Source organism: Acidovorax sp. GW835-FHT14G06 (genome assembly GCF_058793595.1).
In genome coordinates this window covers 1-25,173 of record NZ_JBXAGA010000004.1, presented here as the reverse complement: position 1 = coordinate 25,173, position 25,173 = coordinate 1, and the positions used below count along the sequence as shown (strand labels likewise).

Below are 25,173 nucleotides of genomic sequence, written 5' to 3'. Positions count from 1 at the left end.
CGCTTTCAGCTACATAAAATATAGCAAACTGGCGTCTACGCACTGCGCTGCGCATAGCGCTGCGCCAGCACCGCACACACCATCAGCTGCATCTGGTGGAACACCATGATGGGCAGCACGATGGCGCCCACCGCGTGCGACGCAAACAGCACCTTGGCCATGGGCACACCGCTGGCCAGGCTCTTCTTGGAGCCGCAGAACACCAGGGTGATTTCGTCCTCCTTGGAGAAACCCATGCGCCGCGCGACCCAGGTGGTGGTCACCAGCGCCAGGGTCAGCAGCACGGCGCACACAACCACCAGGCCCAGCAGCGCAGACGCGGGCAGCTGCCGCCACAACCCCTCGACCACCGCCGCACTGAAGGCAGTGAACACCACCAGCAGGATGGAGCCCTGGTCCACCAGCTTGAGCGCGGCCGCCCGGCGTTGCACAAAACCGCCAATCCACGGACGCAGCAGGTGGCCCGCCACAAAGGGCACCAGCAGCTGCAAGGTGATGCGGCCGATGTTGGCCAGCGTGTCATGCTGCGCAGCACCCGCCTGCTGCTGTGCCTCGGGCAGCAGCAGACCCACCAGCAGCGGTGTGATCACAATGCCCAGCAGGGTCGATGCCGACGCGCTGCAGATGGCCGCAGGCATGTTGCCGCGCGCCATGGCCGTGAACGCAATGGCCGACTGCACGGTGGCTGGCAGCACGCACAGGTACAGGATGCCGGTGTAAAGCCCGGGCGTGACCAGCGGCAGCAGCAGCGGCCGCAGCGCCCAGCCCAGCAGCGGGAACAGCACAAACGTGGTGCCCACGACCACCAGATGCAGCCGCCAGTGCGAGAGCCCCGCCACAATGGCATCCCGCGAGAGCTTGGCCCCGTGCAAGAAGAACAGCAGCGCCACAGCGGCGACGGTGATGCCCTCCAGCGCCTGCGCCACCACGCCCGATGCAGGCAACACACTTGCGAGGGTGACGGTGCCCAGCAAGGCCAGGGTGAAGTTGTCAGGGAGAAAACGGGAACGGGCCATGGGTGACAGCGCAGCGGCAGCGCAAAAAAAATGCAAAAGGACATGGGGCACACAAACCCCAAAGACACGCATTGGACCGCAGCCTGATTCCAAAGAGAAATGGATTTCTCTGATGGATTTATGATTCGAGCGCATGAATATCACCCTGCGCCAGCTGCATGTGTTTCAGTCGGTGGCCGCCACCCGCAACTTAAGCCGCACCGGCGATGCGGTGGGCCTGACCCAACCGGCCGTGAGCCGCTGCATCACCGAGCTGGAAGCCCAGCTGGGCCTGAAGTTGCTCAACCGCACCACGCGCGAAGTGACGCTGACCGATGCGGGCCAGCGCCTGTCGGCACGCCTGCCGCGTGTGCTGGAGGAGCTGGAGAACACGCTGCTGGACGTGCGGGAACTGGCCACCGAGCGGCGCGGCCGCGTGCGTGTGGCCAGCAGCCCCACGCTGTCGGCCAACCTCATGCCCGACTGCATCGCCGACTGCCAGCGCACCCTGCCTGGGCTGGAGCTGGTGCTGCTGGACCGCATCCAGAGCGCAGTACTGGCCAGCGTGCTGTCGGGCGAGGTGGACTTTGGCGTGGTCATCGACCCCAGCGAGCGCGACGCGCTGCACTGCGAGACCATCCTGACCGAACCCTTTTGCCTGGCCTGCCCACCCGGCCACCGGCTGGCGGGCAAACGCCAGGTGCGCTGGACAGACCTGCAAGGCGAAGCGCTGGTGCTGCTGGACCACGACTCCGGCAGCCGCCGCCTGATCGACCGCGCCCTGGCCGAGCACGGCGTGACCTGCACGGTGGCCCAGGAGGTGGGCCACCCCACCACCATCTTCCGCATGCTGGACGCAGGCCTGGGCATCTCGGTGATCCCCACCCTGGCGCTCCCGCCAGAAGGCCTGACACGGCTGGCGGTGCGCCCCCTGGTGCCGCGCGTGGACCGCGAGATCATGCTGGTGCACCGGAGACACCGTGCGCTCTCGCCCGTAGCGCAGACGGCCTGGGACCTGGTGAAAACGGTAGCAGCGCAGCGCAACACCCAGACGCCAGGCAGAAGAATCCAGTGAGAGCAGCCCGCGCGCATGGCCAACGGCCGGCTGCGGGCTTAAAGAAGAGCTCCACACACCGCTGGATGCAGCCGTGCGGGCCACGTTACAGGGCCTGGGCTGCGTCCCGGCCAGCGCTGGGAACGCCTGCAACGCCCACACCACACCGGCGACTACACCCCTAGAAACCCCGCAATCACCAGCCCGGCTTCCAGGGTGAACAAACCCTGGGCCACGCGCTCGCGCACCACATCGAGGGGGAGCAGCTCAAAGTGCTCAACCTCACCGTCCTGGTTGTCGGGCTCCATGCCCTGAGGCACCTGGGCACGGAACCAGTCAATGCGCTCGACCATGAAGCCCGCGCCACCGCCCTCGCGGCTGGGGCGGCTGAACAGCACCTGCCCACCGTGCGCCACGTCGGCCAGCGCTTCCACCCGCAGGCCGGCCTCTTCCCAGGTTTCACGGGCCAGGGCCTGCGGCAGAGAGTCGGCGGCCGAGACCATGCCGCCCATCAGCGTGTCCCAGAGCCCGGGATTATTGGGTTTGGTCAAGGAGCGCTTTTGCACCCACATGCGTCCATCAGGCGCCAGGCCCACCAGGTGCACAGCACGGGTGGCCACGCCCAGCACGCGCACCGCCCCGCGCTCCACGGTGCCGATGACCTCGCCCGCCGGGTTGGTGACCGCCAACTGCTCGTTGCGCCAAGGGCCACACAGGCCCGCATCGCGCAGCGCGGCCGCCAGGGTGTTGAGGGCATCCGTGGTGTCAGCGGGTGATGCCTGCAAATGCCAAGCACGGCCCTCAGAATGCTCTGCTTCTGATAGCTGGTAGCACTTATGAATCAAGCGCTTCAGGCTGATCTGACTGAAAAACCCCGGCGCTACCGAGCCCACCACCTGCCCCGCCACCACCAGGGGCTGGCGCGGCTGGGCCGGGGGCTGCTGCGCCGCCCGGCGCGCACCTGCCAGCCACTGGTCGAACGTGGGCGTCTGAACAGCCGCGGTCACAGCGTGAGGATGGTGCAGCCGGTGGTCTTGCGCGCTTCCAGGTCGCGGTGCGCCTGCTGCACATCGGCCAGCGGGTAGCGCTGGTCGATATGGATCTTCACCTGCCCGCTGGCCACCACGGCAAACAGGTCGTCGGCCATCGCCTGCGTGGCCTCGCGCGTGGCGATGTGGGTGAACAGGGTCTGGCGTGTAACGTAGAGCGAGCCCTTGGCGCCCAGGCTTCCGGGCGCAAACGGTGCCACCGGGCCCGAGGCGTTGCCGAAGCTGGCCATCAACCCGAAGGGGCGCAGGCACTCGAGCGACTTGTCCCAGGTGTCCTTGCCCACGGAGTCATAGACCACCTTCACGCCCTTGCCGCCAGTGATCTCCTTCACCCGCGCCGCAAAGTCCTCGGTGCTGTAGTTGATGGCATGCGCCGCGCCGTTGGCCAGCGCCAGCTGGCACTTGGCATCGGACCCCGCCGTGCCGATGAGCTGCAGGCCCAGCGCCTTGGCCCATTGGCACGCGATCAGGCCTACACCACCCGCAGCAGCATGGAACAGCACATGGTCACCGGGCTGCAAGCCTTCCACGGGCAGCGTCTTCTTGAGCAGGTACTGCGCCGTCAGGCCCTTGAGCATCATGGCCGCACCGGTCTCGAAGCTGATGGCATCGGGCAGCTTGCACACGCATTTGGCGGGCATCACGCGCACTTCGCAATAGGCGCCGGGCGGGTTGCTGGCATAGGCGGCGCGGTCGCCCACCTTCAGGTGCGTGACGCCCTCGCCCACCGCCTCGATCACGCCCGCGCCTTCCATGCCGATGGTGGCGGGCATGCTCAAAGGGTACAGGCCGGTGCGGTGGTACACGTCGATGAAGTTCAGGCCGATGGCGTGGTGGCGGATGCGGACCTCGCCGGGGCCAGGCTCGCCCACGGTAACGTCAACGATGTGGAGTTCTTCGGGACCACCGTGCTGGCGGATCTGAACGGCAAGGCTCATGGCAAACGTCTCCTCAAACAAAAAAATGGGGCTGGAATCACGACGGCGGCCATCCTGCCACGAATCGCGTGTGGTTGCCGAAGGCCCGTGAGGCATCGATCTGCACTGGGGCCTTGTGCCCCAGGCGCAGCATGGCCCGGCCCGCACCGTTACAGTGCAGCCCCATGACTCAAAAAATCACACCCGGCACGGCCGTGCTGCTGGTGATTCCGCCCCTGCTTTGGGCCGGCAACGCGGTGGTAGGGCGGCTGGTGCATGACCTGATTCCCCCCATCACCCTGAACTTCATCCGCTGGGTGCTGGCCTTTGCCATCCTGCTGCCCCTGGCCCACGGCGTGCTGCGCGCCGACGGCCCCCTGTGGCCCCACTGGCGCCGCTATGCGCTGCTGGGGCTGCTGGGCATCGGGGCCTACAACGCGCTGCAGTACATGGCGCTGCAGACCTCCACACCCATCAACGTGACGCTGGTGGGCTCCAGCATGCCAGTGTGGATGCTGGCTGTGGGTGCCCTGTTCTTCGGGGCCACAGTGACCCGGCGGCAGGTGCTGGGGGCACTGCTGTCGGTGTGTGGTGTGCTGCTGGTGCTCAGCCGGGGCGAGTGGTCGCAGCTGCTGGCCTTCCGCCTGGTGCCGGGGGACCTGTTCATGCTGCTGGCCACCATCTCGTGGGCGTTCTACAGCTGGCTGCTGTCGCGCACCACCGAGCCCTCCAGCATCCGGGGCGATTGGGCCGCATTCTTGATGGCGCAGATGGTGTTTGGGCTGGCCTGGTCGGGCAGCTTTGCTGGGGCCGAATGGGCCAGCGGGCGCACGCACATCGAATGGGGCTGGCCGCTGGTCGCCGCCCTGGCCTTCATTGCCGTGGGACCTGCGGTGGTGGCCTACCGCTGCTGGGGCGTGGGCGTGCAGCGCGCCGGGCCTGCGGTGGCGGGGTTTTTCATCAACCTCACGCCGCTGTTTGCCGGGGTGCTGTCGGCGGCGTTTCTGGGCGACACGCCCAAAGCGTTCCATGCTGTCGCGTTCACGCTGATCGTGGGGGGCATCGTGGTGTCGTCACGGCGCTGACGGATTCAATTTTTGATAAATATCGGCAGTAGCGCCGGTATCTGTTGCCCTAGCCGCTATACAAAACGTAGCACACAGCGGTGCCCAGCTGCCCCGCTCAGCCTGGCGCAATGGCGGTGGTGGTGGACTCCATCAACGCCTCCAGATCGGCCACCGGAGTGGGCCGCCCCAGCAGGTAGCCCTGAAAGTACACACAGCCATGCCGGGCCAGGAAGTCCTTTTGTGCCTCGGTTTCCACCCCTTCGGCAATCACATCCAGCTCCAGGTTGCGTGCCATGCCGAGGATGGTCTGGACGATCACATCGTCGGTATGCCGCACCCCCAGGTTGCGCACAAAGGACTGGTCGATCTTGAGCTGGTCCAGCGGCAACCGCGTGAGATAAGCCAGCGATGAATAGCCGGTGCCAAAGTCGTCCACCGAAAAGCGCACGCCCTTGGTCTTGAGCGTGCCGATCTTGGCGATGGTGTCGTCCACGTTGTCCAGCACCAGCGACTCGGTCAATTCGAGCTTGAGCAAATGCGGGCGGGCGCCGGTCTCGCGCAGCACCTCCACCACCCGCGCCACAAAGTCGCGCTGGCGAAACTGCCGCGCACTCACGTTGACCGACACCTGCAGGTGCCGGTAGCGTTCGTCCCCTTGCCAGGCCGCCAGTTGCTCGCAGGCGGTACGCAGCACCCAGTGGCCCATGGGCACGATGAGTTCGCTCTCTTCGGCCACGCCAATGAATTCGCCAGGGGGGACCAGCCCGCGCTCCGGGTGTTGCCAGCGGATCAGGGCCTCGGCGCCCACCATGCGGCCGTCCAGATGGAACTGCGGCTGGTAGTGCAGCACAAATTGCCGCCCCGTGAGCGCCATCTGCAGGTCAGTCTCCAGCTGTGCACGCATGCTGATGACGATCTGCATCTGGGGGTCAAAAAAGCACAGTGCGTTACGCCCCTGCGATTTGACCTGGTACATGGCGATGTCGGCCTCCTTGAGCAGATCCACCGAAGAGTGCACGGAGCCACCCATCAGCGTGGCGCCGATGCTGGGCGTGCTGTGGTGCGCGTTGCCACCCAGCGTGTAGGGCACGTTGAGCTTGCGCAAGATTTTCTCGCCCACCCGGCGCGCCTGGGCTGCGGCCTCATCGCGGTGGACCGACAGGTCGCTGAGCATGACCACGAATTCGTCGCCCCCCAGGCGCGCCACCGTGTCCTCGCGCCGTACGCAGGTCTTCAGGCGCTGGGCCACCTGGCGCAGCAGCATGTCGCCCACCTCGTGGCCCCGCGTGTCATTCAATGTCTTGAAGTGGTCCAGATCCAGGAACAGCAGGGCCCCGTACTGTCCACTGCGCACGCTGGCGGCAATGGCCTGCTGCATGCGGTCCATCAGCAAGCGGCGGTTGGGCAGGTTGGTCAGTGGGTCGTAAAAGGCCAGGCTCTCGATCTCGGTGCTGGCCTTGCGCAGCGCAGTGACGTCGTGGTAGCTGATGACCAGCCCGCCGTCGGGCGTGGAACGTTCGGTGATCTGAATGGTGCTGCCGTTGGCGTAAGACTGTTCGCGCGGCTCGGGTTGATGCTTTTGGCGATGCAGACGCTGGTCTACCCAGCGCTTGCGCTCGTCGTCGGACAGGCGGGGCACATGGTGCTCCACCGTGGCCTCCAGCACCGCGCGAAAGGGCACCAGCGGCGTGATGACGCCGTGCAGCCAGGGGAGAATCGTCTCCAGCTGGCGGTTCCACTGCACCACGCGCTGCTGGCTGTCCAGCAGCAGGAAGCCGCTCACCATGGACTCCAGCGCCTGATCCAACGTGGCCTTGGACTGCGCGATGGCCAGGCGGGCCTGGGACATCCGGTCCACGTAGCGCAGTGCCAACACCCCTGCCGCAAAGATCATGGCAATGAAGAGTGCGGTGGTCAGTGCAATGGCATCGCGCTGGTCACGCCAATTGGCCAGCGCCGCGTCCAAGGGAATGCTGGCTGCAATGCGCAGGTCTTGGTACAGGATGGGCCGGAACACCACCAACGATGGCTCGCCGGTCAGACGCGCCGGGGCCTGCCAGGCCATACCCTGATCGGACAGATCGCCGATGGGCGGCGTGAGGGTGGGCACTGTCACGTCTTCGCGGTTGGGCACGCTGAGCAGCAGTTGCCCGGTGGCGCGCTCCAGCGTCACCTGCAGGCCGCTGATGTCCACACCCTGCACCAGCACCGAGCTGAGGGCCGATACCGGCAGCTCGGCCACGGCCACCACCCGCGAGCTGTCTGCCATGCGCAGGTGGCGCGCAAAGTACAGCACCCGCTCGGAACTGGCGAAGCTCACGACCGGCGCGCTGACCATCAGCATGGACACAGGTTGCTCCAGCACGCTCTCCAGAAAACCGGCAGGCAGCTGTACCTGCAGGCTTCCGCCAGCGGGGTCGGACGATGCCACGGTCTTGCCGGTGCCATCGAGCACCGCCACATAGCGCACCATGAGGTTCTGCCGGGCCGACCCACGCAGCCGCTGGCTGGCAGTGTCGGCGTCCACCCATGCCGTCATGGCGTTGGACAGGCCCAGCAGCTCGTCCATGCTGGCCAGCAGCACGTCCACAGCCAGCAGAGAGCGGTTGAGGGCAGCCTCCGCACCGGCCACAAAGCGAGTGGCTTGTGCCTCGCTATCGGCCAGCGCGGCCTGGCGGGCGTTCCATGCCAGGGCGCCGGCCACCGCCACCACGGCCGCCACAAACACGGCAGCGCCCGCCCAGACATAGGCCTTGATGCGCGAGGGTACGGCGGACTCTGTCATTTCGCAGGCGCTGCCTGCAGCCCACGCGCGGGCCCGATGGTCTGGTTCCAGACCTGTGCGCAGCGAGCGCCACAACGCTGCACCCAGCGCGGCAGTACGGTGGATTCGAGGATCTCCTGGCGGCTGCGCTCATCCTGGGGCGACACAGGCACCACCACCATGCTGCCCTTGGTACCGCCGCTGCAGGTGGACGCGCCCCGGTTGCAAGCCAGGCCGTCGGCGGTTTCACGCTCGGACTCGGCCCAGATGGCGGCCTCCAGGCGGGGCAGCTCGCGCTTGAGCAGCGTGCGCAGGTCGGCCGGCAGCGCCGCCCAGGCGGCCTGGTTGGCACCGAACACCGCCAGCCCCCAGGTCACCGGCAGGGTATGCACGTGGGTGGTGAGCGCCGGCAGGCCAAGCATGTTGCCCGACATGGTGCCGGTAATGGCGCATTCGGTATTGCCCGCGGTCAAGCTGGGCACGATCTGCGAAAAGCTCGTCAGCACGGGTACCCCGCCCAAGGCACCCACAAAGTCGGCCTGGCTGGCCGACGACACACGCACGCGGCGGCCAGTCAGCTCGGCCAACGTACGCAGTGGCTTCTTGCAGAACACCACCTGCGCCGGGTACACGTAGATGGCGAGTGCCTCGACGCCATGCTGTTCGCGCAACGCCTTTTCAAGGTAGGGGCGAAACGCGGCCAGCGTGGTCTTGAGCGTGGCGATGTCGGGGTTCAGCCCGGCCAGGTCGGGCGCGGTGTATTCGGGGTATTGCGCGGTGAACGAACTCATCAGCGCCGTGCCAAAAGGAACCACGCCCAGCTGCAACAGCCGCAGCATCTCGGCCCCAGGCACGCCGGCCCGGTCAAAGGGCACGATCTCGGCCTGGAAGCGCCCGGCGCTCAGGCGAGAAAGCTCTTTGGTCCAGAAGGGCTCTTCCTGTCGGACGTACTGGCTGATACCGGCCAGACCGCCCACGATGCGCAACCGGTACGCAGCTGCCGGTGTGGCGCCCGCCCCTGGCGTGTTGGCCGCATCGGCTGCCTGCACCGCACCCAAAGCGCCCAACACCATACACAGCAGGACGCAGTGGCGTTTCAGGCGCAGCAGAAAGGGTGTGTGGGCAGGGTGCATGACGGCGGACAGTAGCAGGCGCTGGCCCGCAGTATTCCACCAATTATTCAGCGTGCCGCCAAAGCTGTCGGCAAAACACCACGGGCGCAAACCCGTTCTGCGGAAGCACTGCGCCCGCCCAGCCCACCGGGCCACGCCAGGCCCGGCCTGCGTCAGAACGTGCCAGGGTAGGCACCGCCATCAGCGAGCACGTTCTGCCCGGTCATGTAGCCGGCCTGCACGCTGCACAGGAAGGCGCAAATGGCGCCGAACTCTTCGGCGGTGCCGTAGCGCCCAGCCGGAATCTGCGCCTGCTGCGCAGAGCGTACGTCCTGGACGCTCTTGCCCGCCTTGCTGGCGGCTGCAGTGACCGTGGCGGCGAGCCGGTCGGTGTCGAACTTGCCGGGCAGCAGATTGTTGATGGTCACCCCACGCGCTGCGATCTTGCTGCGCGAGACACCCGCCACAAACCCCGTAAGACCACTGCGAGCGCCGTTGGACAGCCCCAGGATGTCAATGGGCGCCTTCACAGCGCTGGAGGTGATGTTGACGATGCGACCGAACCCTCGGGCAGCCATGCCATCCACCGTGGCCTGGATCAGCTCGATGGGGGTCAGCATGTTGGCATCCACAGCCTTGATCCATGCATCGCGATTCCAGTCCCGAAAGTCGCCGGTCGGCGGGCCACCTGCGTTGGTGACCACGATGTCAAAGTCACGCCCCGGTCCTCCGGCTACCGAGAACACCGCCGCACGCCCCTCGGCGGTGGTGATGTCTGCCGCCACAGCCAGCACCTGCGGTGACACACCCTTTTGGCCGCTAGCGCCGGTTGCATTTGCACTTTCAGCTATTAAAAGAGTAGCAGCCTGGTTTAACGCCTCGGCGTTGCGGGCGTTGATGACCACATGGACACCCTCGCGCACCAGCGCCTGTGCGCAGCCATAACCCAGCCCCTTGCTCGCGCCACACACCAGCGCCCATTTGCCTGCAATACCCAAATCCATAACAATCTCCGGTTTCTCGCTGCGTGCCGCAGCCACAACAAATCATAAGTGGAGAGTACAAAATGACCCGGCTGCACTGCAGAGCCCTGGCTCCCTGGCTGGCATCGGCCGCGATGGCCCTGGTGCCCTTTCTGGCAGGCACAGCACATGCCCAGGAGGCGGCTGTGGTCAAACGCGCCACTCAGCTGCGCGACAGCCCAGCGGAAAGCGGCGCCAGCGTGGCCCCCCTGGAAGCCAACTCCGTGGTCACGCGCACGAGCGAGCGCAAGGGGCCCTGGACCAAGGTGAGTACGCCACAAGGCGCCACAGGCTGGGTCCACATGTTTGACCTGGGCCCGCAGTCTGGCGCAGCGCCCACCAGTGGAAATGCCGCCACCAGCGGGATGCGCGGCTTGGGTGGCCTGTTTGGCGGCAATGGCGGCAACACAACGACGGCAACTTCCACCGTAGGCATCCGGGGTCTGGGCGCCGAAGACATCGCCAAGGCACAACCGAACCCTGCCGCCGTGAACCAAGCCGAGGGCCTGCGTGTCAATGCCGACCAGGCTCGCCAGTTCGCCAGCAATGCAGCGCTGCAACCACGCAACGTGGCTCCGCTGGCTGAGCCGCCCCGGTCCTCCTCCATTGGTGGATCAGGGGCGACAGGCTCGTCCAACAACCCGTCCGACCCCAATTTCAGCCCCAACTGAGCGAGAGCTGTCATGCGCCTGCCCCAATCCCTCCGCCGCACCCGGCTGCTCGCAACGGCGTGCACAGCCCTGGCCCTGACCCTGCTGCCCAGCCAGGGGCAGAGCCAGGGTGTCATGAACCTGCTCAATGCCCTGGGCGGCGGTGGCAGCACCAACAGCAGCACCGGCGGCGGCCTGCTGGGTGCCATCACCGGCGGGGGCAGCCCCGCAGGCCAGGGGGATGACCTCATCAGCATGCTCACCCGTTCGGTCGAGAGCATCGATGAACCCCGCGAAATCGAGATCGGCCGCCAACTCTCGGCCGTGCTGCTGGGCAGCAAACCCCTGCACCCGGACATGGCACTGCAGCGCTACGTGAACCAGCTCGGGCGCTGGATCAGCCTGCAATCGCCCCGCCCCAATCTGCCCTGGACCTTTGTGGTGCTGGATGACCCCGGCTACAACGCGTTTGCGGCACCGGGTGGTTATGTGTTCGTGACCAAGGGATTGATCGACCGCTGCGCCGACGAGGCCGAGCTGGCTGGCATCCTGGCCCACGAAATCACACACGTCACCGCCAAACACCACCTGTTGGCCATTCGCAAGACAGCACAGTCGGGCATGCTGACCCAGCTGGTGGCGTCCCAGATCAAGACCAATGCCGTGGGCAACGTGGTGGCCTCGCAATTTTTGGCACTGGGGCGCAACCTGTACGCACGCGGCCTGGATCAGACCGATGAGTACGACGCCGACCGCACCGGCGTGGCCCTGGCCACCCGCGCTGGCTTCGACCCGTATGGACTGGTGTCGGTGCTTCAGCAGCTGCGCACTGCCACCCCGGACAACCCGGCCTTCACGCTGGCGCTGGCCACCCACCCGCCAGCCCAGGCACGGCTGGAGCAGCTGGAGATGGCCATGGGTAAAAACCTCGATGGTTTCACGGGGGCGGCCCCGGTAACAGTAGCCCAGCGCATGAACCCCAAGGCCCCTGCCGCAGCCACAGCAGCTCCATCGCCAGCTGCCCCGGCCGAGGCGCCGACCCGCAAGTCAGCACCCAAGAAAAAGACATCGTAGAACGCGCGAGAAGGCCCTGGCTGCGCGACGCCAAGTGGCTGTGGCCACGGCCATGGCCATCAGGCCCTTCGCGCCATGCGCGTGAAGGTGAATATGCCCGCGACTACCAGCGCCGTACCCGCTGCCACCCACACCGTGAAGGGTTCGCCCAGAATCCACACGCCCATAAGAATGGTGGACAACGGGCCCACCATACCCGTCTGCGCGGTCATGCCGGCGCCAACGCGCTCAATGGCCATCATCACCATCAGCACGGGCGCGGCCGTGCACAGGGTGGCGTTGAGCACCGACAGCCAGATCACCTCAGGCGCAACGACTGCCGCACTCAGTGGCCGCAGCACCACAAACTGCAACAGGCAGCACAGGCAAGCCACGGTGGTGGCAAGCCCCACCAACCGCAGCGCGCCCAAGCGCTGCACCATCTCGCCGCTGTAAACCAGATAGATGGCATAGCTGACTGCGCTCAGGAACACCAGCAAGGTGCCCCAGGCAGCATTGGCACCCTGCAGGTTGGCCTCGTGACCAAACACCAGCACCACGCCGCAGTAGCTCACCAGCATGCCTGCCGCCTGCGCCCAGCGGATACCGCGCCCGTACAGCACCCAGCCCAGCAGCACGACCAGCGTGGGGTTGAGGTACAGAATGAGCCGCTCTAGGCTGGCACTGATGTAGGCGAGCCCTGCAAAGTCGAGAAAACTCGCCAGGTAATAACCGGTGACACCCAGGCCCAGCACGCCCAGCCAGTCCTTGCGGGTGAGCGGCGGCTTGCCCCGACTGGCCCACCAGGCCATCACGGCGAAGATGGGCAGCGCAAACAGCATGCGGTACATGATGAGCGTGACTGCATCCACCCCATAGCGGTAGGCCAGCTTGACGATGATGGCCTTGCCGCTGAAGGCGATGGAGCCCAGGAATGCCAGCACGAGGCCAGATGCAACGCTCTTCTTCTCAATGGTCACGGGTATGAAGGGGCGCGAAGCGCCCGCTGGAGTATTTGCCCGACAGCGGTCGCCGGAAGTTGCGCCCAGTGTGACACGGCAGGGCCGGCGCAGGCCATCGAACCTCTGCGCGGGCGCCCCCTTCATCAACGATGGCTGACGAGCCGAAGTGCGCTCCGTGCTGTTCGACGAATCGCCGGGCCTACCGCCTCAATGGTGCTTGTGGAACACCCGCTGGTGCAGCCGCCGCAGTGACCACCACACCCCCACTGCTACCACCGGAATCGCCAGGGCTGCCGTGGTCTCTGCCGACAACGGCCACCCCAATTTTTGCGCGCCCTTGGCCAGGTAGCTGACCAGCCCGACGATGTAGTAGGTGATGGCAGCCACGGACAATCCCTCCACCGTGGACTGCATCTGCAGCTGCAGATCCTGCCGGTGGTTCATGGTGGTCAGCAACGCCTGGCTACTTTGCTGCTGCTCGATTTCTACCCGGGTGCGCAGCAGGTTGCTCATGCGCGATACACGCTGCGACAACGCATCCTGCCGACGGGTCGCCCACTCACAGGTGCTGCGCGCGGGGGTCAGGCGCCGGTCCATGAATTCCCGGATGGTCTGCATGCCCGCCAGGCGCGACTCGGCAATGTCCTGGATACGGCGGTCCAGCAATTCAAAGTAGGCACTGCTGGCCGAGAAGCGCGAGTGCGTGGCTGCGTACTGGCTCTCCACCTGCCCGGCCAGGCGCGTCAGCCGGTCCAGCAATGCGGGCTCGTCATCACGGTTGGCCGTGCGGATGGCTTCAGCCAGCGCCGCCAGTTCGCGCTCAGCAAAGGCCAGCACGCTGGCAGCCTCGCGGGCGGCGGGCAGGCCCAGCAAGGCGGCCATGCGGTAGGTCTCGATTTCCAGCAGGCGCTGCACCAGACGCCCCAGGCGCCTTGGTGTCATGCCTCCTGCCAGCAGCACCATGCGCGAGAAACCGTCAGCGTGGATCGCAAAGTCGGTGTACACCTCGCCATGCCCATCGGCCACGGTGGACGCCACCAGCGTGTCTTCGTGCAGCACATGCTTGACCAGAGAGCCCGATCCAAAGGTATGTGTGGGCAGCACCCACAGGTTCAGGCTGCACAGGCACTGGCCGGGCAAAGCTGCAAGCCAGTCGTGCGGAACGGAATCCACGGCACTGACCGGCTCCCGTTCTCCAAAAGCCTCCACCGGCGCCGGGACCATGAAGGTCCAGGTGACGAATTCGGTGTGCATCTCCCAGCGCATCCGAAAAGCGCCCAGGTCCATCCGCAAGTGGGTGGTGTGGGCGTCGGGCAGCGCCATGTGGTGGTCCCGCAGGAGCGCGGCCACATGGGCCCGGCTGGCCTCGCGCCCTGCCGCATCGGCCAGCATCACGATGTGCGCGATGGCCAGCGGGGCGTTCATCGCCTCAGGCGGGCGGGCGTGGATTTCGTTGTGCAGCATCGCCCGGTGCGGGTGCTGCGTGGGATGAAACGGTGTAGACATGCGGACCTCTGCCCGCAATTGTGTACTGGCGACAGCAGTGCCAGTTGGACGCCACTGCCCAAAAAACAACGGCACCCGAAGGTGCCGTTGATCAGGGTGAGAAAAGAATCGGAACCGATCAGTCTTCCACAAACGCTTCTTCGCGCTTGTTCTTCACCGAAGGCAGCAGCACGATGATGAGCAGCAGGGCCGCAGCCGCCAACAGGCCGGCCGACAGAGGACGCGTCACAAACACGCTCCAGTCACCACGCGACAGCAGCAGCGCACGGCGCAGGTTCTCTTCCATCATGGGGCCCAGAATGAAGCCCAGCAACAAAGGTGCAGGCTCGGTACCCAGCTTGTAGAAGATGTAGCCAATCAGACCAAACGCACCCACCATCCAGATATCAAAGGTGTTGTTGTTGGTCGAATACACACCCACCGCGCAAAACAACACGATGGATGGATACAGCCAGCGGTAAGGCACGGTCAGCAGCTTGATCCAGATGCCGATCAACGGCAGGTTCAGGATGATCAGCATTGCGTTGCCAATCCACATCGAAGCAATCAGGCCCCAGAACAGCTCGGGGTTGCTGGTCATCACCTGGGGACCAGGCTGGATGTTGTGGATGGTCATGGCACCCACCATCAGCGCCATCACGGCGTTGGGAGGAATGCCCAGCGTCAGCAATGGGATGAATGAGGTTTGTGCACCAGCGTTGTTGGCAGCTTCCGGAGAGGCCACACCACGGATGTTGCCCTGGCCGAAAGGTACTTCGCCGGGCTTGAGCTTGGTCTTCTTCTCGAGTGTGTAGGCAGCAAAAGCGGCCAGCAAGGCACCACCACCGGGCAAGATGCCCAGAGCAGAACCCAGCGCTGTGCCGCGCAGCACAGCAGGGATCATGTTCTTAAAGTCTTCCTTGGTCGGGAACAGACCTTCCACCTTGGCAGTGAACACCTCACGCTCATCGTCGGGACGCGAGAGGTTGGCGATGATTTCACCGTAACCGAACACACCCATGGCAATGGTCACAAAACCGATGCCGTCGGTCAGCTCAGGGATATCGAAGCTGAAGCGAGCCACGCCCGAGTTCACGTCGGTCCCCACCAGCCCCATCAGAAGGCCCAGCACGATCATGGCCACGGCCTTGAGCAGCGAGCCCGAGGCCAGCACCACGGCACCAATCAGGCCCAGAACCATCAGCGAGAAATATTCGGCGGGTCCGAACTTGAAGGCGACTTCGGTCAGCGGAGGCGCAAAGGCCGCCAGGATCAGCGTACCCACGCAGCCCGCAAAGAACGAACCCAGGCCCGCAGCCGCCAGCGCCGGCCCTGCTCGACCCTTGCGCGCCATCTGGTAGCCGTCAATCACGGTCACCACCGACGAGGACTCACCCGGCAGGTTCACCAGAATGGCAGTGGTCGAACCACCATATTGCGCGCCGTAGTAGATACCGGCCAGCATGATCAGCGCGGCGACGGGGGGCAGCGCATAGGTGGCAGGCAGCAGCATGGCGATGGTCGCCACCGGGCCGATGCCTGGCAGCACACCAATGAGCGTGCCGAGCAAACAGCCCACAAAGCAGTAGATCAGGTTCTGGAACGTGAAAGCAACGCCAAAACCCAGCGCGAGGTTATTAAATAATTCCATGGTCAGTGCTCCTGCTTAACCTGCGATGAAACTCGGCCACACAGGGAACTGCAGCTTGAGCGCCCACACAAAAGCCACATAGCTGCCGATGGCCAGCACGGTGGCGAGAACAAATACGGCCTTGGCGTTGAACTCATTGCCAGCCAGGCTGGAGATGAAGGTCAGTGCATAGATGCCCACGATGAGCCCCATGGCCGGAATGCCCAGACTGGGCAAGCCGCCGAGCAGGATGCCGAAGGCAAAGTTGGCGGCCAAGATGAAGAACAGCGGCTTCCAGGCCCATTTGCCGATCTTGTCGCCGTCGGCAGTTTCCACGGTCAGCGCCTTGAAGGTGATCACGCTGCCGATGATGGCCAGCAAGACCCCCAGCAACAACGGGAAGTAGCCGGGGCCCATGCGCGCGCCCGTCCCCACGTTGTAAGTAGTGGCACCCCACGCAAATGCGACCCCGACGCCCATGAACATGAGCCCGGACGCAAAGTCTTTATTACTCTTGATTTTCACGAATTGTCTCCTTGACGGAATTCTCGACTGCGCGATTGTGCTGGCAAGGCGGGGGCGGCGCGATGTGGATTCCACCTACATCCGGTAACGCTCCACCCACACCGACAACAGCACCTCACCCCGCAGACCGTCTCAAAAACCTGAAAAGAAGGGCAATCGGGGAAGATTGCACAGAGCGCAACCTCGCGCGCCCCGTCGCTCACTCCAGGGGCGGTGTGGCCAAAATCACCTCTTCCATGGTGGTCAGCCCCTCTGCCACGCGCAGCGCGCCGGCCAGGCGCAACGGACGCATGCCATCTTGCACGGCCTGCCGGCGCAGCACATCAATGGAAGGCGCCTGGGTGATCTTGTCTTTGAGCGCCTCGCTGACGGTGAGCAATTCATAGAGCCCCATGCGACCCCGAAAGCCCCCCATGCGGCAATCCACACAACCAACCGGCTTGTACGGGTGGTAGCTACCGCTGATCTTCCAGGGCTTGACCACCTCGGTCAGGGCTTCGCGGCTAGCGGCCTCATCCTTTTGTTTGCACTGCTTGCACAGCGTGCGCACCAGCCGCTGGGCCAACACACCCAGCAAGGTGGCATTGATGAGGTACGACGGCACACCCAGCTCCATCATGCGGGTGATGGCGCTGGGGGCATCGTTGGTGTGCAGGGTGGAGAACACCAGGTGGCCCGTCAGCGCCGCCTGGATGGCCATCTCGGCAGTCTCCAGGTCCCGGATTTCGCCCACCATGATGATGTCGGGGTCCTGCCGCATCAGCGCGCGCAGGCCTTCAGCAAAATTGAAGTCGAGCTGCGGCTGTACCTGGGTCTGGTTGAAGCTGGGCTCGATCATTTCGATCGGGTCTTCCACCGTGCTCACGTTGACCTCTTCGGTGGCCACGCGCTTCAGGGTCGAGTACAGCGTTGTGGTCTTGCCCGAACCCGTGGGGCCGGTCACCAGGATGATGCCGTGCGGCCGCTTGACCAGCGCCTCCCAGCGCTGCGCATCGTGCTGCGCAAAGCCCAGGGCATCGAGGTCCTTGACCGCGTTGTCGGGGTCGAAAATGCGCATGACCATCTTTTCGCCAAACGCAGTGGGCAAGGTGGACAGGCGCATTTCCACCTCTTCCCCCCGCTGGTTACGGGTCTTGATGCGGCCGTCCTGGGGGCGGCGCTTTTCCACCACGTCGATGCGGCCCAGCAGCTTGATGCGCGCCACCATGGCGTTGTGCACACCCATAGGCATCTGGTAGACCGGGTGCAGCACGCCGTCGATGCGAAACCGGATCACGCCCTGGTCGCGGCGCGGCTCCAGGTGGATATCGCTCGCGCGCTGGTCAAACGCGTACTGCCAGAGCCAGTCCACCACCTTGACCACGCCCTGGTCGTTGGCGTCGAGCTGCTTGTTGCTCTTGCCCAGCTCCACCAGCTGCTCAAAGCTGTTGCCGCCCGAACTGCCTCCGGCCTTTTGCGCCGCGCGCACCGACTTGGCGAGCGCAAAAAATTCAGCTGTGAAGCGGTGGATGTCCTGCGGGTTGGCCACCACCCGGCGCACCGAGCGGCGGGACTGGCGTTCCACTTCGGCCACCCAGTCGTCGATGAAGGGCTCGGCCGTGGCAACCACCACTTCTTTGCTGGTCACCTGCACAGGCAGCACCTTGTGGCGCTCCGCATAGGTGGCGCTCATGGTGTCTGCCACACGCCCCACATCCACCTTGAGCGGGTCGATGCGCATGTAGGCAAGACCCGCCCGTTGAGCCAGGTACTCGGTCAGCGCCTCGATGTCGAGCGGCTTGCCGTCGCTGGATCGCTCCATGGCCACGTTGGCCAGGCGCACCAGGGCGTGCTGGGAGCTCTCGGCCTGCGAGCAGCGGGCGATGGTGCGCTGCGCTTCCTCGCGCGAGATCACCTTGTCATCGCTGAGCCACTGCACCATGCGGCGCCAGTCCACCGGGCCAATGTGCGAAGCCGACTTCAGCCGGTCAGGCGTCACGACAGGAGCATTCATTGCAAGATTCCTTTCAGGGGTTCACCGGCTTGAACACCCGCAGCCACTTGGTGGTGGGCAGGTCCCAGCGCGTCTGGATGGCCTCAGCCCGCTCGGCCAGCTCCGCACGCTTGGGCCGTGTGGGGGTGCGCTGTGCCAGCACCACCGTATTGCCTTCGCGCGTGGGCTTGAACGCCCACAGCGCCTGGTCACCAAACGCCTGCGCCATGCTCTGCAGGCTGCGGTCAAAGCTCGACGCACGGCCAAACAGGTTGACCGTCATGCAGCCCGTATCCGTGAGCAAAGCGCGGCAGTCGGCATAAAAGTCGGGGCTGTCGAGCACGGGAGCTGCTGCTTCGTGGTCATACAGGTCCACAGCCAGTGCATCCACCGTGCCAAGCCACATGGGGTTCTGGATTTCCTTGGCAGCATCGGCCAGCACCACACGCAGCTTGGGACCGTCGGGCGGCAGCTTGAACCACTGGCGGCACACGGCCAGCACCTGCGGGTTCAGCTCGATGGCGGTGGTGCAGATGCGCAGCTTCTTGTGACAGAACTTGGTGATGGCCCCAGCCCCCAGGCCCAGCTGCATGGCATGGCCCTTGGACACCTGGGCCAGGTCGGCAAACAACAGCCAGGCCATCATGCGCTGCACGTATTCGAGCTCCAGGGCAAAGGGCTCGTCAATGCGCATGGAGCCCTGGATCCAGGGCGTTCCCAGGTGCAGGTGGCGCACTTCGCCATCGTCGGACACGCTGACTTCGGGCAGTTCTTGCAGGGTTTCTTTTTTTCGGGCCATTCACAGCAATCCGTGCCGGGCCATGACATCGGCCCAGGCGGTCAATTTACGTTCAAAACTCCAGGAGGCATTGGCCGGGCTGGTCGATGGCAGCCTGACCGCCTCAATGGGCGGTGCAGCGGGCCGTACCCCTGCATTCCCCCCATCATGCGGCAAGAGCGGTAAGTGCCTGGAAGCGCTCAGCCCGGCGAGCACCGCCTGGGCGTGTCGAAAACTCTCCGCACCGTTGTGCGCCAGCGCTGCCAGCTGGGGGCAGACGCTGCGCAGTGAGGCAAAGTCGTTAAGCCGGGCGTGGCGAATGCTGGTGTCCAGACTGCCCTCGCGCTCGCAGCTTTGGTACACATCCCACAGGCCGAGGCCCCGCGCCAGCAACCAGGCGCAGCGGTCGGAGTAACCATCCGGCCCCGCCGGCGGCAAAGGATGCTGCGGCCACAGGGCCTGCAGGATTTTCCAGAAATGGTTCTGGGGATGGGCGTAGTACTGACGGGCCTGTAATGATGCAGCCCCAGGAAAGCTGCCCAGCACCAGCACCACGGTATGCGCGCCGGCCACCGGCGCCAGACCGTGCCAGCGCACTGACGACCCGGTGGAATCAGGGGTAGAGGCCAGGGACGGTCCGGCTGCAGCGGGGGCGAAGGGCATGGTCCAATTTTGGGCCCAAAGGGCAGCCAACCCCGCCCTGCATCACAAAAAAGATAGCTGTGAGCCCTTTGCCACAGGGCGCAAAGCTCCCAAATTTCTCCATATTGATCGCCCTGTTGATCGGCCCGCCGATCGCTCTAGAGATCCGACCGTTCATCCTGCAACGCTCTCCCGTCCGCCAGCAGTCGCTCCAGCCGTGGCAACGCAGCCATCGCATTGGCCCCGGTACTGCGGGCCAGCGCCTGCATGGACTGGCCGCGCAGTTGTGCCACAACCGCCGCAATGCCTGGTAGCTCTCCCGGGCTGTTTCGGCCCTGGGCCTGACCCGCGGCGCGCTCTGCGGCGGTGGTGTACAGCCAGTGGGGCGGAATATCGGGCGCGTCGGTTTCCAACACCAGCGCATCCCCAGACAGTTCGGTCGCCAGGCGGCGCAACTGCAAGGCGCGGTCATAGGTCACCGCTCCGCCAAATCCCAGCTTGAAGCCCAAGGCAACAAACGCCTGGGCCTGCTGCAGGCTGCCGTTGAAGGCGTGTGCAATGCCACCGCGCACAGGCAGGTCCCGCAGGCCCTTCAGCAGCTTGTCGGCGGAACGCCGCACGTGCAGGATCACCGGCAGGTCGAACCGCCGGGCCAGCTGCAGCTGGGCACGGTAAAACCGCTCCTGGCGCACCGGGTCAAGACCCGGCACAAAATAGTCGAGGCCGATCTCGCCGATCGCCACCAGGCGCGGGTCTGCGTGGTGCTGCTCCAGGTACTCGCCCAGATGCCGCAGGTCCTCATCCTCAGCGCGCCCTGTGTAGAGGGGGTGAATGCCCAGCGCATAACTGTCCCCATGCTGGTGCGCCAACGCCCGCACGGTGTCCCAGTTGCTGCGCTCCACGGCCGGGATCACGCAGTGGCACACCCCCTGGGCCGCCGCCTGAATGCGGACCGCGCTGCGGTCGACATCGAACTCGGGCGCATCGAGGTGGCAGTGTGTATCGATCCAGGCGGTCATGCGCCGATGATGCCCGATGCAGCGAGCTGGGCCTGCAGAGCCTGCGGGTCCTGTGTAGCCCTGCATGTGCATTTGCCCGCAAACCGTGCTACTGTCATTTGCGTGCGCCAAGCCCTGGCGTGTACGAGCAAAGGTGACAGGATGCCCCGGCCCGCCCTCTACAGCAGCTCCCGCCCCGCCCGCAGCCGCACGCCTGCGGCGGTGGATGCCACCGATCCGGCTGCGCCTGCTGCCCAGGCACCAGACGCTGCAGCCCCCTTGCCGTCCAGCCAGGCCGCACCCACCCTGCCGCCGGCCTCGCACCCACCTGCCCTCAAGCGCCAACTGGTGGCCCTGTGGGCTATCGTGGTGCTGCTGGCAGCCCTGCTGGCGGCCAGCGCCTGGCAGCACAGCCGCACCGCCCCCCGCAAGATCACCCAGGACGATATTGACGCTGCAGTGCTGCGCACACTGGAGACCACCAACCCGCCCTCTGCCGCCGCCCGTGCCGTGGAGAGCATCGGCCCCTCGGTGGTGCGTGTGGTGGGCTACGGGCGCAGCAAGAACGGCAAGGAAGAGGTCGAGCGCGGCATTGGTACGGGCGTGGTGATTGTGGACAAGGGCATCATCCTGACGAACCTGCACGTGGTAGCCGGCGCAGACCGCATTGGCATCACCTTCCACGACGGGCTGGAAACCACGGCCAGCGTGACCGGCGCCCAACCCGAGAACGATCTGGCCGTGCTGCAGGCCCACAAAGTGCCTGACGACCTGGAGGCCGCCACCCTGCGGTCCACCCAGGACCTGCGCCCGGGCGATCATGTGGTGGCCGTAGGCTTTCCCTTCGGCATTGGCCCATCGGCATCGGCGGGCGTGGTGTCCGGCCTCAAACGCGAGTTCACGTCGCCCGAGGGGAAGCGCCAGCTCAGCAACCTGATCCAGTTCGACGCGGCTGCCAACCCGGGCAACTCCGGCGGCCCACTGGTGACGATGGACGGCGAGGTGGTGGGCATCGTCACCGCCATCCTCAACCCCACCCAGGCGCGCACTTTCATCGGTATCGGTTTTGCCGTGCCCATTGAAAACGCCGCCTCGGCCATCGGCATGCCGCCGTTCTGATCCAGAACCCCATTCATTCCATTCCGCCATCGCAAGGAGCACCATGTCATCCAGCACGTCGCCCAATGCATCGAATGCCGCCACTGCCACGCTGATGGAGCAGGTGCTTTACGAGGTCAAACGCGTGGTGGTCGGGCAAGACCGCTTTCTGGAGCGCGTCATGGTTGCCATGCTGGCCCAGGGTCACCTGCTGGTCGAAGGCGTGCCGGGCCTGGCCAAGACGCTCACCGTCAAGACGCTGGCCAGCACCATCCAGGGCAGCTTCAAGCGCATCCAGTTCACGCCCGACCTGGTGCCTGCCGACCTGGTCGGCACGCGCATGTACAACCAGAAGACCGGCGAGTTCAGCACCACGCTGGGCCCCGTCTTCACCCACCTGCTGCTGGCCGACGAAATCAACCGCGCGCCTGCCAAGGTACAGAGCGCGCTGCTGGAGGTAATGCAGGAGCGCCAGGTCACCATTGCGGGCGAGATCCACAAGGTGCCCGAGCCCTTCCTGGTGATGGCCACCCAGAACCCCATCGAGACCGAAGGCACGTACGCGCTGCCCGAGGCGCAGGTAGACCGCTTCATGATGAAGGTGCTGCTGGGCTACCCCACCGAGGAGGAAGAGTTCGTGATCGCCCAGCGTGCGCTCGACCTGCCCGTCCAGGTGCTGCCCGTGGCCACCACGGCGCAGCTGGCAGCGCTGCAGGCCGAATGCCGCACCGTGTATGTGGACCCGTCGATGCTGCAATACGCCGTGAAGCTGGTGGCAGCCACCCGCGAGCCCGCACGACATGGCCTGAAGGACCTGGCCGGCTACATCAGCTGCGGCGCCAGCCCGCGCGCCACCATTGCCCTGGCCGAGGGCGCTCAGGCCCTGGCCATGCTGCGCGGGCGCAACTACGTGCTGCCCGAAGACATGACCGATCTGGCCGCCGATGTGCTGCGCCATCGCGTGGCGCTGTCGTACGAAGCGCTGTCCGACGGGCTGGATGCCGACGCACTCATCCAGCGCATCATGGCCAAGATCCCGGCACCAGCACGTCCCTTGCATCACGAGCAAAAAGCTGCTTGAAGTGTCATCGCCATGAACAGCAAGCCGCCTGCAACCTCCGCCACGGTGCACACCCTGCCCACATTGCCCGGGCAGGCCGACCGGCTGCTGCGCGAGCTGGAGTGGAAGGTGATCCGCCGCCTGGACGGCCTACTGCAGGGCGACTACCGCACGCTGATGCGCGGCAGCGGCCTTGACCTGACCGACCTGCGCGAATACCAGCCGCACGACGACGTACGCCACATCGACTGGAACGTGACCGCACGGCTGAACACCCCCCATGTGCGCGTGTTCACCGAAGACCGCGAAATGTCGGCCTGGTTCCTGCTGGACCTGAGCCCGTCCATCAGCTTCGGCCCCACAGGCCATGCCAAGCGCGACATCCTGACCGGCTTTGTGGCCGTGCTTTCGCGCCTGCTTACCCGCCACGGCAACCGTGTGGGCGCCGTGCTCTACGGCGGTGCCAGTCCGAAGGCCGAACGCGCAGTGGACGCCGTGCTGCCCCCGCGCAGCAGCCGCGCCCATGTGCTGCACCTGGTGCACAAACTGCTGCCGTCCAAAACCCCGGTGCCACCGCACAAGACGGGTGGCGGCGCCACCGAACTGCACCGGCTGCTGCAGACCGGCCTGGCCACGCTCAAGCGCCGATCCACCGTGTTTGTGGTGTCCGACTTCATCAGCGCGCCCGGCTGGGAAAAGCCCCTGGCCCAGCTGGCCCAGCGGCATGACGTGGTGGCCGTGCGCCTGCTCGACCCGCTGGAGCTGGAGCTGCCCGACGTGGGCCTGGTCACGCTGCGCGATGCCGAAAGCGGCGAGCAACTGCAGGTGGACACGCACGACGCGGGTTTTCGCCGCCGCTTTGCCCAGTTGGCCGCCGACCGCGAGGCGGCGCTGCGCGAGGGCCTGACCCGCGCGGGCGCCGACACGCTGGAGCTGTGCACCGACGACGACCTGGTTGATGCCCTGCTGCGCTTCATGGACCTGCGCCAGCGCCGGGTGCGGGCGCACAGCCACCCCCTCGTCCCCGCATCGGCATCCGCAGGCCCTGCCGCAACGGCTGCCGCCGCCTGACCGATCGATTGATCACCCGCCGCACACGCTGTACTCGCCACCAAGGACACACACCATGGTTTTTCTCTGGCCCACCCTGCTCTGGCTGCTGCTGGCTGTGCCCCTATTGGTACTGCTGTACTGGTGGCTGCTGCACCGGCGCAAGAAAACAGCGCTGACCTACTCCAGCCTGTCCCTGGTGCGCGAGGCCATGGGCCCCGGACAGCACCTGCGCCGCCACATCCCGCCCGCGCTGTTCCTGCTGGCGCTGGTGGCGCTGCTGTTGGCCGCCGCGCGCCCCCTGGCCATCATCACCCTGCCCTCGCAGGACCAGACCATCATGCTGGCCATGGACGTATCAGGCAGCATGCGCGCCGCCGACGTGGAGCCCGACCGCATCACCGCCGCCCAGAACGCCGCCAAAGCCTTCATTGCCGACCTGCCGCGCCATGTGCGCGTGGGCATCGTGGCCTTTGCCGGCAGCGCCCAGCTGGCCCAGCTGCCCACCCAGAGCCGTGAAGACCTGGTCAAAGCCATCGACAGCTTCCAGCTGCAGCGCGGCACGGCCACGGGCAACGGCATCATGCTGTCCCTGGCCACGATCTTCCCCGACGCGGGCATCGACATCGCCGCCCTGGGCGGCCGCCAGGCCATGCGCCCAAAGCCCATCGAAGAGCTGGGCAAGCAGCAGGACCCCGCCAAGACCTTCACGCCCGTGGCCCCAGGCTCCTACAACTCGGCCGCCATCATCATGCTGACAGACGGCCAGCGCACCACGGGCGTGGACCCGCTGGAAGCCGCCAAGTGGGCGGCCGACCGGGGGGTGCGTGTGTACACGGTCGGGGTGGGCACGGTGCAGGGCGAGACGATTGGCTTTGAGGGCTGGTCGATGCGCGTGCGGCTGGACGAAGAAACCCTGAAGGCCGTGGCTGCGCGGACCAATGCCGAATACTTTCATGCGGCGACGGCGGCAGACCTGAAAAAGGTGTACGAGACGCTGAGCTCGCGGCTGACGGTGGAGAAGAAGGAGACGGAGATTTCTTCTTTGCTGGCGTTGTTGGGGGCGGTGCTGGCGTTGGTGGCGGCGGGGTTGTCGGTGTGGTGGTATGGGCGGGTGATGTGATCTTTTTTTGGTGATTTTGGCTGGATGCGCTATTGGGATATGGGTTGGTAGCTATTGATTTTGCAGCGTTTGGTTGCGTGTACTGACTGAGCCGCATGCCTTTGTTGAGGGCGGAGGCCGGGAGTCGCCCGGCGTGCGAGTCCCTTTCTTTCGCGTCGCCGAAAGAA

At 65.7% G+C, this 25,173-nt stretch carries 22 protein-coding genes; 8 read left to right on the top strand and 14 right to left on the bottom strand.

The window, feature by feature from the left end; genetic code table 11:
* Window positions 1-35 precede the first annotated feature (35 nt).
* Complete coding sequence (locus tag AC1Q64_RS07500; protein ID WP_492250922.1) at window positions 36-1,016, bottom strand: bile acid:sodium symporter family protein; 981 nt, start codon at window positions 1,014-1,016, stop codon at window positions 36-38.
* A 133-nt stretch (window positions 1,017-1,149) separates the two neighbouring features.
* Between AC1Q64_RS07500 and AC1Q64_RS07495 the strand changes: the two genes are divergently transcribed.
* On the top strand, window positions 1,150-2,070 hold the full coding sequence (locus AC1Q64_RS07495; RefSeq protein ID WP_492250921.1) for a LysR family transcriptional regulator: 921 nt from the start codon (window positions 1,150-1,152) through the stop codon (window positions 2,068-2,070).
* Between the two features lie 152 nt (window positions 2,071-2,222).
* Here AC1Q64_RS07495 and AC1Q64_RS07490 read toward each other — a convergent pair whose 3' ends face one another.
* Window positions 2,223-3,056: an NUDIX hydrolase gene (locus tag AC1Q64_RS07490; protein ID WP_291433656.1), complete on the bottom strand. Its 834-nt coding sequence runs from the start codon at window positions 3,054-3,056 to the stop codon at window positions 2,223-2,225.
* Window positions 3,053-4,036 carry a quinone oxidoreductase family protein gene (locus AC1Q64_RS07485; RefSeq protein ID WP_291433653.1) on the bottom strand — a complete coding sequence of 328 codons (984 nt, stop codon included), beginning with the start codon at window positions 4,034-4,036 and terminating at the stop codon, window positions 3,053-3,055. Before AC1Q64_RS07485 ends, AC1Q64_RS07490 begins: the two co-directional genes overlap by 4 nt.
* A gap of 164 nt (window positions 4,037-4,200) precedes the next feature.
* Here AC1Q64_RS07485 and AC1Q64_RS07480 point away from each other — a divergent pair, with 164 nt between their 5' ends.
* Window positions 4,201-5,100 carry a DMT family transporter gene (locus AC1Q64_RS07480; RefSeq protein WP_492250920.1) on the top strand — a complete coding sequence of 300 codons (900 nt, stop codon included), beginning with the start codon at window positions 4,201-4,203 and terminating at the stop codon, window positions 5,098-5,100.
* A 97-nt stretch (window positions 5,101-5,197) separates the two neighbouring features.
* On the opposite strand, the gene AC1Q64_RS07475 is transcribed toward AC1Q64_RS07480, so the two are convergent.
* From AC1Q64_RS07475 to AC1Q64_RS07465, 3 genes are all read right to left on the bottom strand, one after another.
* A complete protein-coding gene (locus tag AC1Q64_RS07475; protein WP_492250919.1) occupies window positions 5,198-7,867 on the bottom strand; it encodes a bifunctional diguanylate cyclase/phosphodiesterase in 2,670 nt (889 codons plus the stop codon).
* Window positions 7,864-8,979 carry a TRAP transporter substrate-binding protein gene (locus AC1Q64_RS07470; protein ID WP_492250918.1) on the bottom strand — a complete coding sequence of 372 codons (1,116 nt, stop codon included), beginning with the start codon at window positions 8,977-8,979 and terminating at the stop codon, window positions 7,864-7,866. Before AC1Q64_RS07470 ends, AC1Q64_RS07475 begins: the two co-directional genes overlap by 4 nt.
* A gap of 152 nt (window positions 8,980-9,131) precedes the next feature.
* On the bottom strand, window positions 9,132-9,962 hold the full coding sequence (locus AC1Q64_RS07465; protein ID WP_492250917.1) for an SDR family oxidoreductase: 831 nt from the start codon (window positions 9,960-9,962) through the stop codon (window positions 9,132-9,134).
* Between the two features lie 62 nt (window positions 9,963-10,024).
* On the opposite strand from AC1Q64_RS07465, the gene AC1Q64_RS07460 reads away from it, so the two are divergent.
* Entirely contained in the window at window positions 10,025-10,651 is a 627-nt protein-coding gene (locus AC1Q64_RS07460) for an SH3 domain-containing protein (RefSeq protein WP_492250916.1), read from the top strand.
* Window positions 10,652-10,663: 12 nt separating this feature from the next.
* Entirely contained in the window at window positions 10,664-11,704 is a 1,041-nt protein-coding gene (locus tag AC1Q64_RS07455) for a M48 family metalloprotease (protein ID WP_492250915.1), read from the top strand.
* Between the two features lie 59 nt (window positions 11,705-11,763).
* Here the strand turns inward: AC1Q64_RS07455 and AC1Q64_RS07450 are convergent, their stop codons facing one another.
* From AC1Q64_RS07450 to AC1Q64_RS07415, 8 genes are all read right to left on the bottom strand, one after another.
* Window positions 11,764-12,663 carry a DMT family transporter gene (locus AC1Q64_RS07450; protein WP_492250914.1) on the bottom strand — a complete coding sequence of 300 codons (900 nt, stop codon included), beginning with the start codon at window positions 12,661-12,663 and terminating at the stop codon, window positions 11,764-11,766.
* A gap of 189 nt (window positions 12,664-12,852) precedes the next feature.
* On the bottom strand, window positions 12,853-14,151 hold the full coding sequence (locus tag AC1Q64_RS07445) for a DUF3422 family protein (RefSeq protein ID WP_291433640.1): 1,299 nt from the start codon (window positions 14,149-14,151) through the stop codon (window positions 12,853-12,855).
* 118 nt (window positions 14,152-14,269) lie between these two features.
* On the bottom strand, window positions 14,270-15,781 hold the full coding sequence (locus AC1Q64_RS07440; protein WP_492250913.1) for a tripartite tricarboxylate transporter permease: 1,512 nt from the start codon (window positions 15,779-15,781) through the stop codon (window positions 14,270-14,272).
* Window positions 15,782-15,796: 15 nt separating this feature from the next.
* Window positions 15,797-16,285 (bottom strand): tripartite tricarboxylate transporter TctB family protein, encoded by a 489-nt coding sequence (locus AC1Q64_RS07435; protein ID WP_291433637.1) that lies wholly within the window; start codon window positions 16,283-16,285, stop codon window positions 15,797-15,799.
* 199 nt (window positions 16,286-16,484) lie between these two features.
* Window positions 16,485-18,278, bottom strand: a complete 1,794-nt coding sequence (gene tfpB / locus AC1Q64_RS07430; RefSeq protein WP_492250912.1) for a type IV pilus assembly ATPase TfpB — start codon at window positions 18,276-18,278, stop codon at window positions 16,485-16,487.
* A gap of 13 nt (window positions 18,279-18,291) precedes the next feature.
* Entirely contained in the window at window positions 18,292-19,056 is a 765-nt protein-coding gene (locus AC1Q64_RS07425; protein ID WP_492250911.1) for a class I SAM-dependent methyltransferase, read from the bottom strand.
* On the bottom strand, window positions 19,057-19,698 hold the full coding sequence (locus AC1Q64_RS07420) for a DNA-deoxyinosine glycosylase (RefSeq protein ID WP_492250910.1): 642 nt from the start codon (window positions 19,696-19,698) through the stop codon (window positions 19,057-19,059).
* 137 nt (window positions 19,699-19,835) lie between these two features.
* Entirely contained in the window at window positions 19,836-20,696 is an 861-nt protein-coding gene (locus AC1Q64_RS07415) for a TatD family hydrolase (protein WP_492250909.1), read from the bottom strand.
* A 141-nt stretch (window positions 20,697-20,837) separates the two neighbouring features.
* Between AC1Q64_RS07415 and AC1Q64_RS07410 the strand changes: the two genes are divergently transcribed.
* The 4 genes from AC1Q64_RS07410 to AC1Q64_RS07395 are packed head-to-tail and all read left to right on the top strand — an operon-like array spanning window position 20,838 to window position 25,006.
* Entirely contained in the window at window positions 20,838-21,794 is a 957-nt protein-coding gene (locus AC1Q64_RS07410; RefSeq protein WP_492250908.1) for a S1C family serine protease, read from the top strand.
* A 43-nt stretch (window positions 21,795-21,837) separates the two neighbouring features.
* Window positions 21,838-22,854 carry an AAA family ATPase gene (locus tag AC1Q64_RS07405; protein WP_492250907.1) on the top strand — a complete coding sequence of 339 codons (1,017 nt, stop codon included), beginning with the start codon at window positions 21,838-21,840 and terminating at the stop codon, window positions 22,852-22,854.
* A 12-nt stretch (window positions 22,855-22,866) separates the two neighbouring features.
* The gene (locus tag AC1Q64_RS07400) at window positions 22,867-23,904 is read left to right on the top strand and encodes a DUF58 domain-containing protein (RefSeq protein ID WP_492250906.1); all 1,038 of its coding nucleotides are present in this window, start codon (window positions 22,867-22,869) and stop codon (window positions 23,902-23,904) included.
* Window positions 23,905-23,959: 55 nt separating this feature from the next.
* Complete coding sequence (locus tag AC1Q64_RS07395; protein ID WP_492250905.1) at window positions 23,960-25,006, top strand: VWA domain-containing protein; 1,047 nt, start codon at window positions 23,960-23,962, stop codon at window positions 25,004-25,006.
* Window positions 25,007-25,173: the final 167 nt, after the last annotated feature.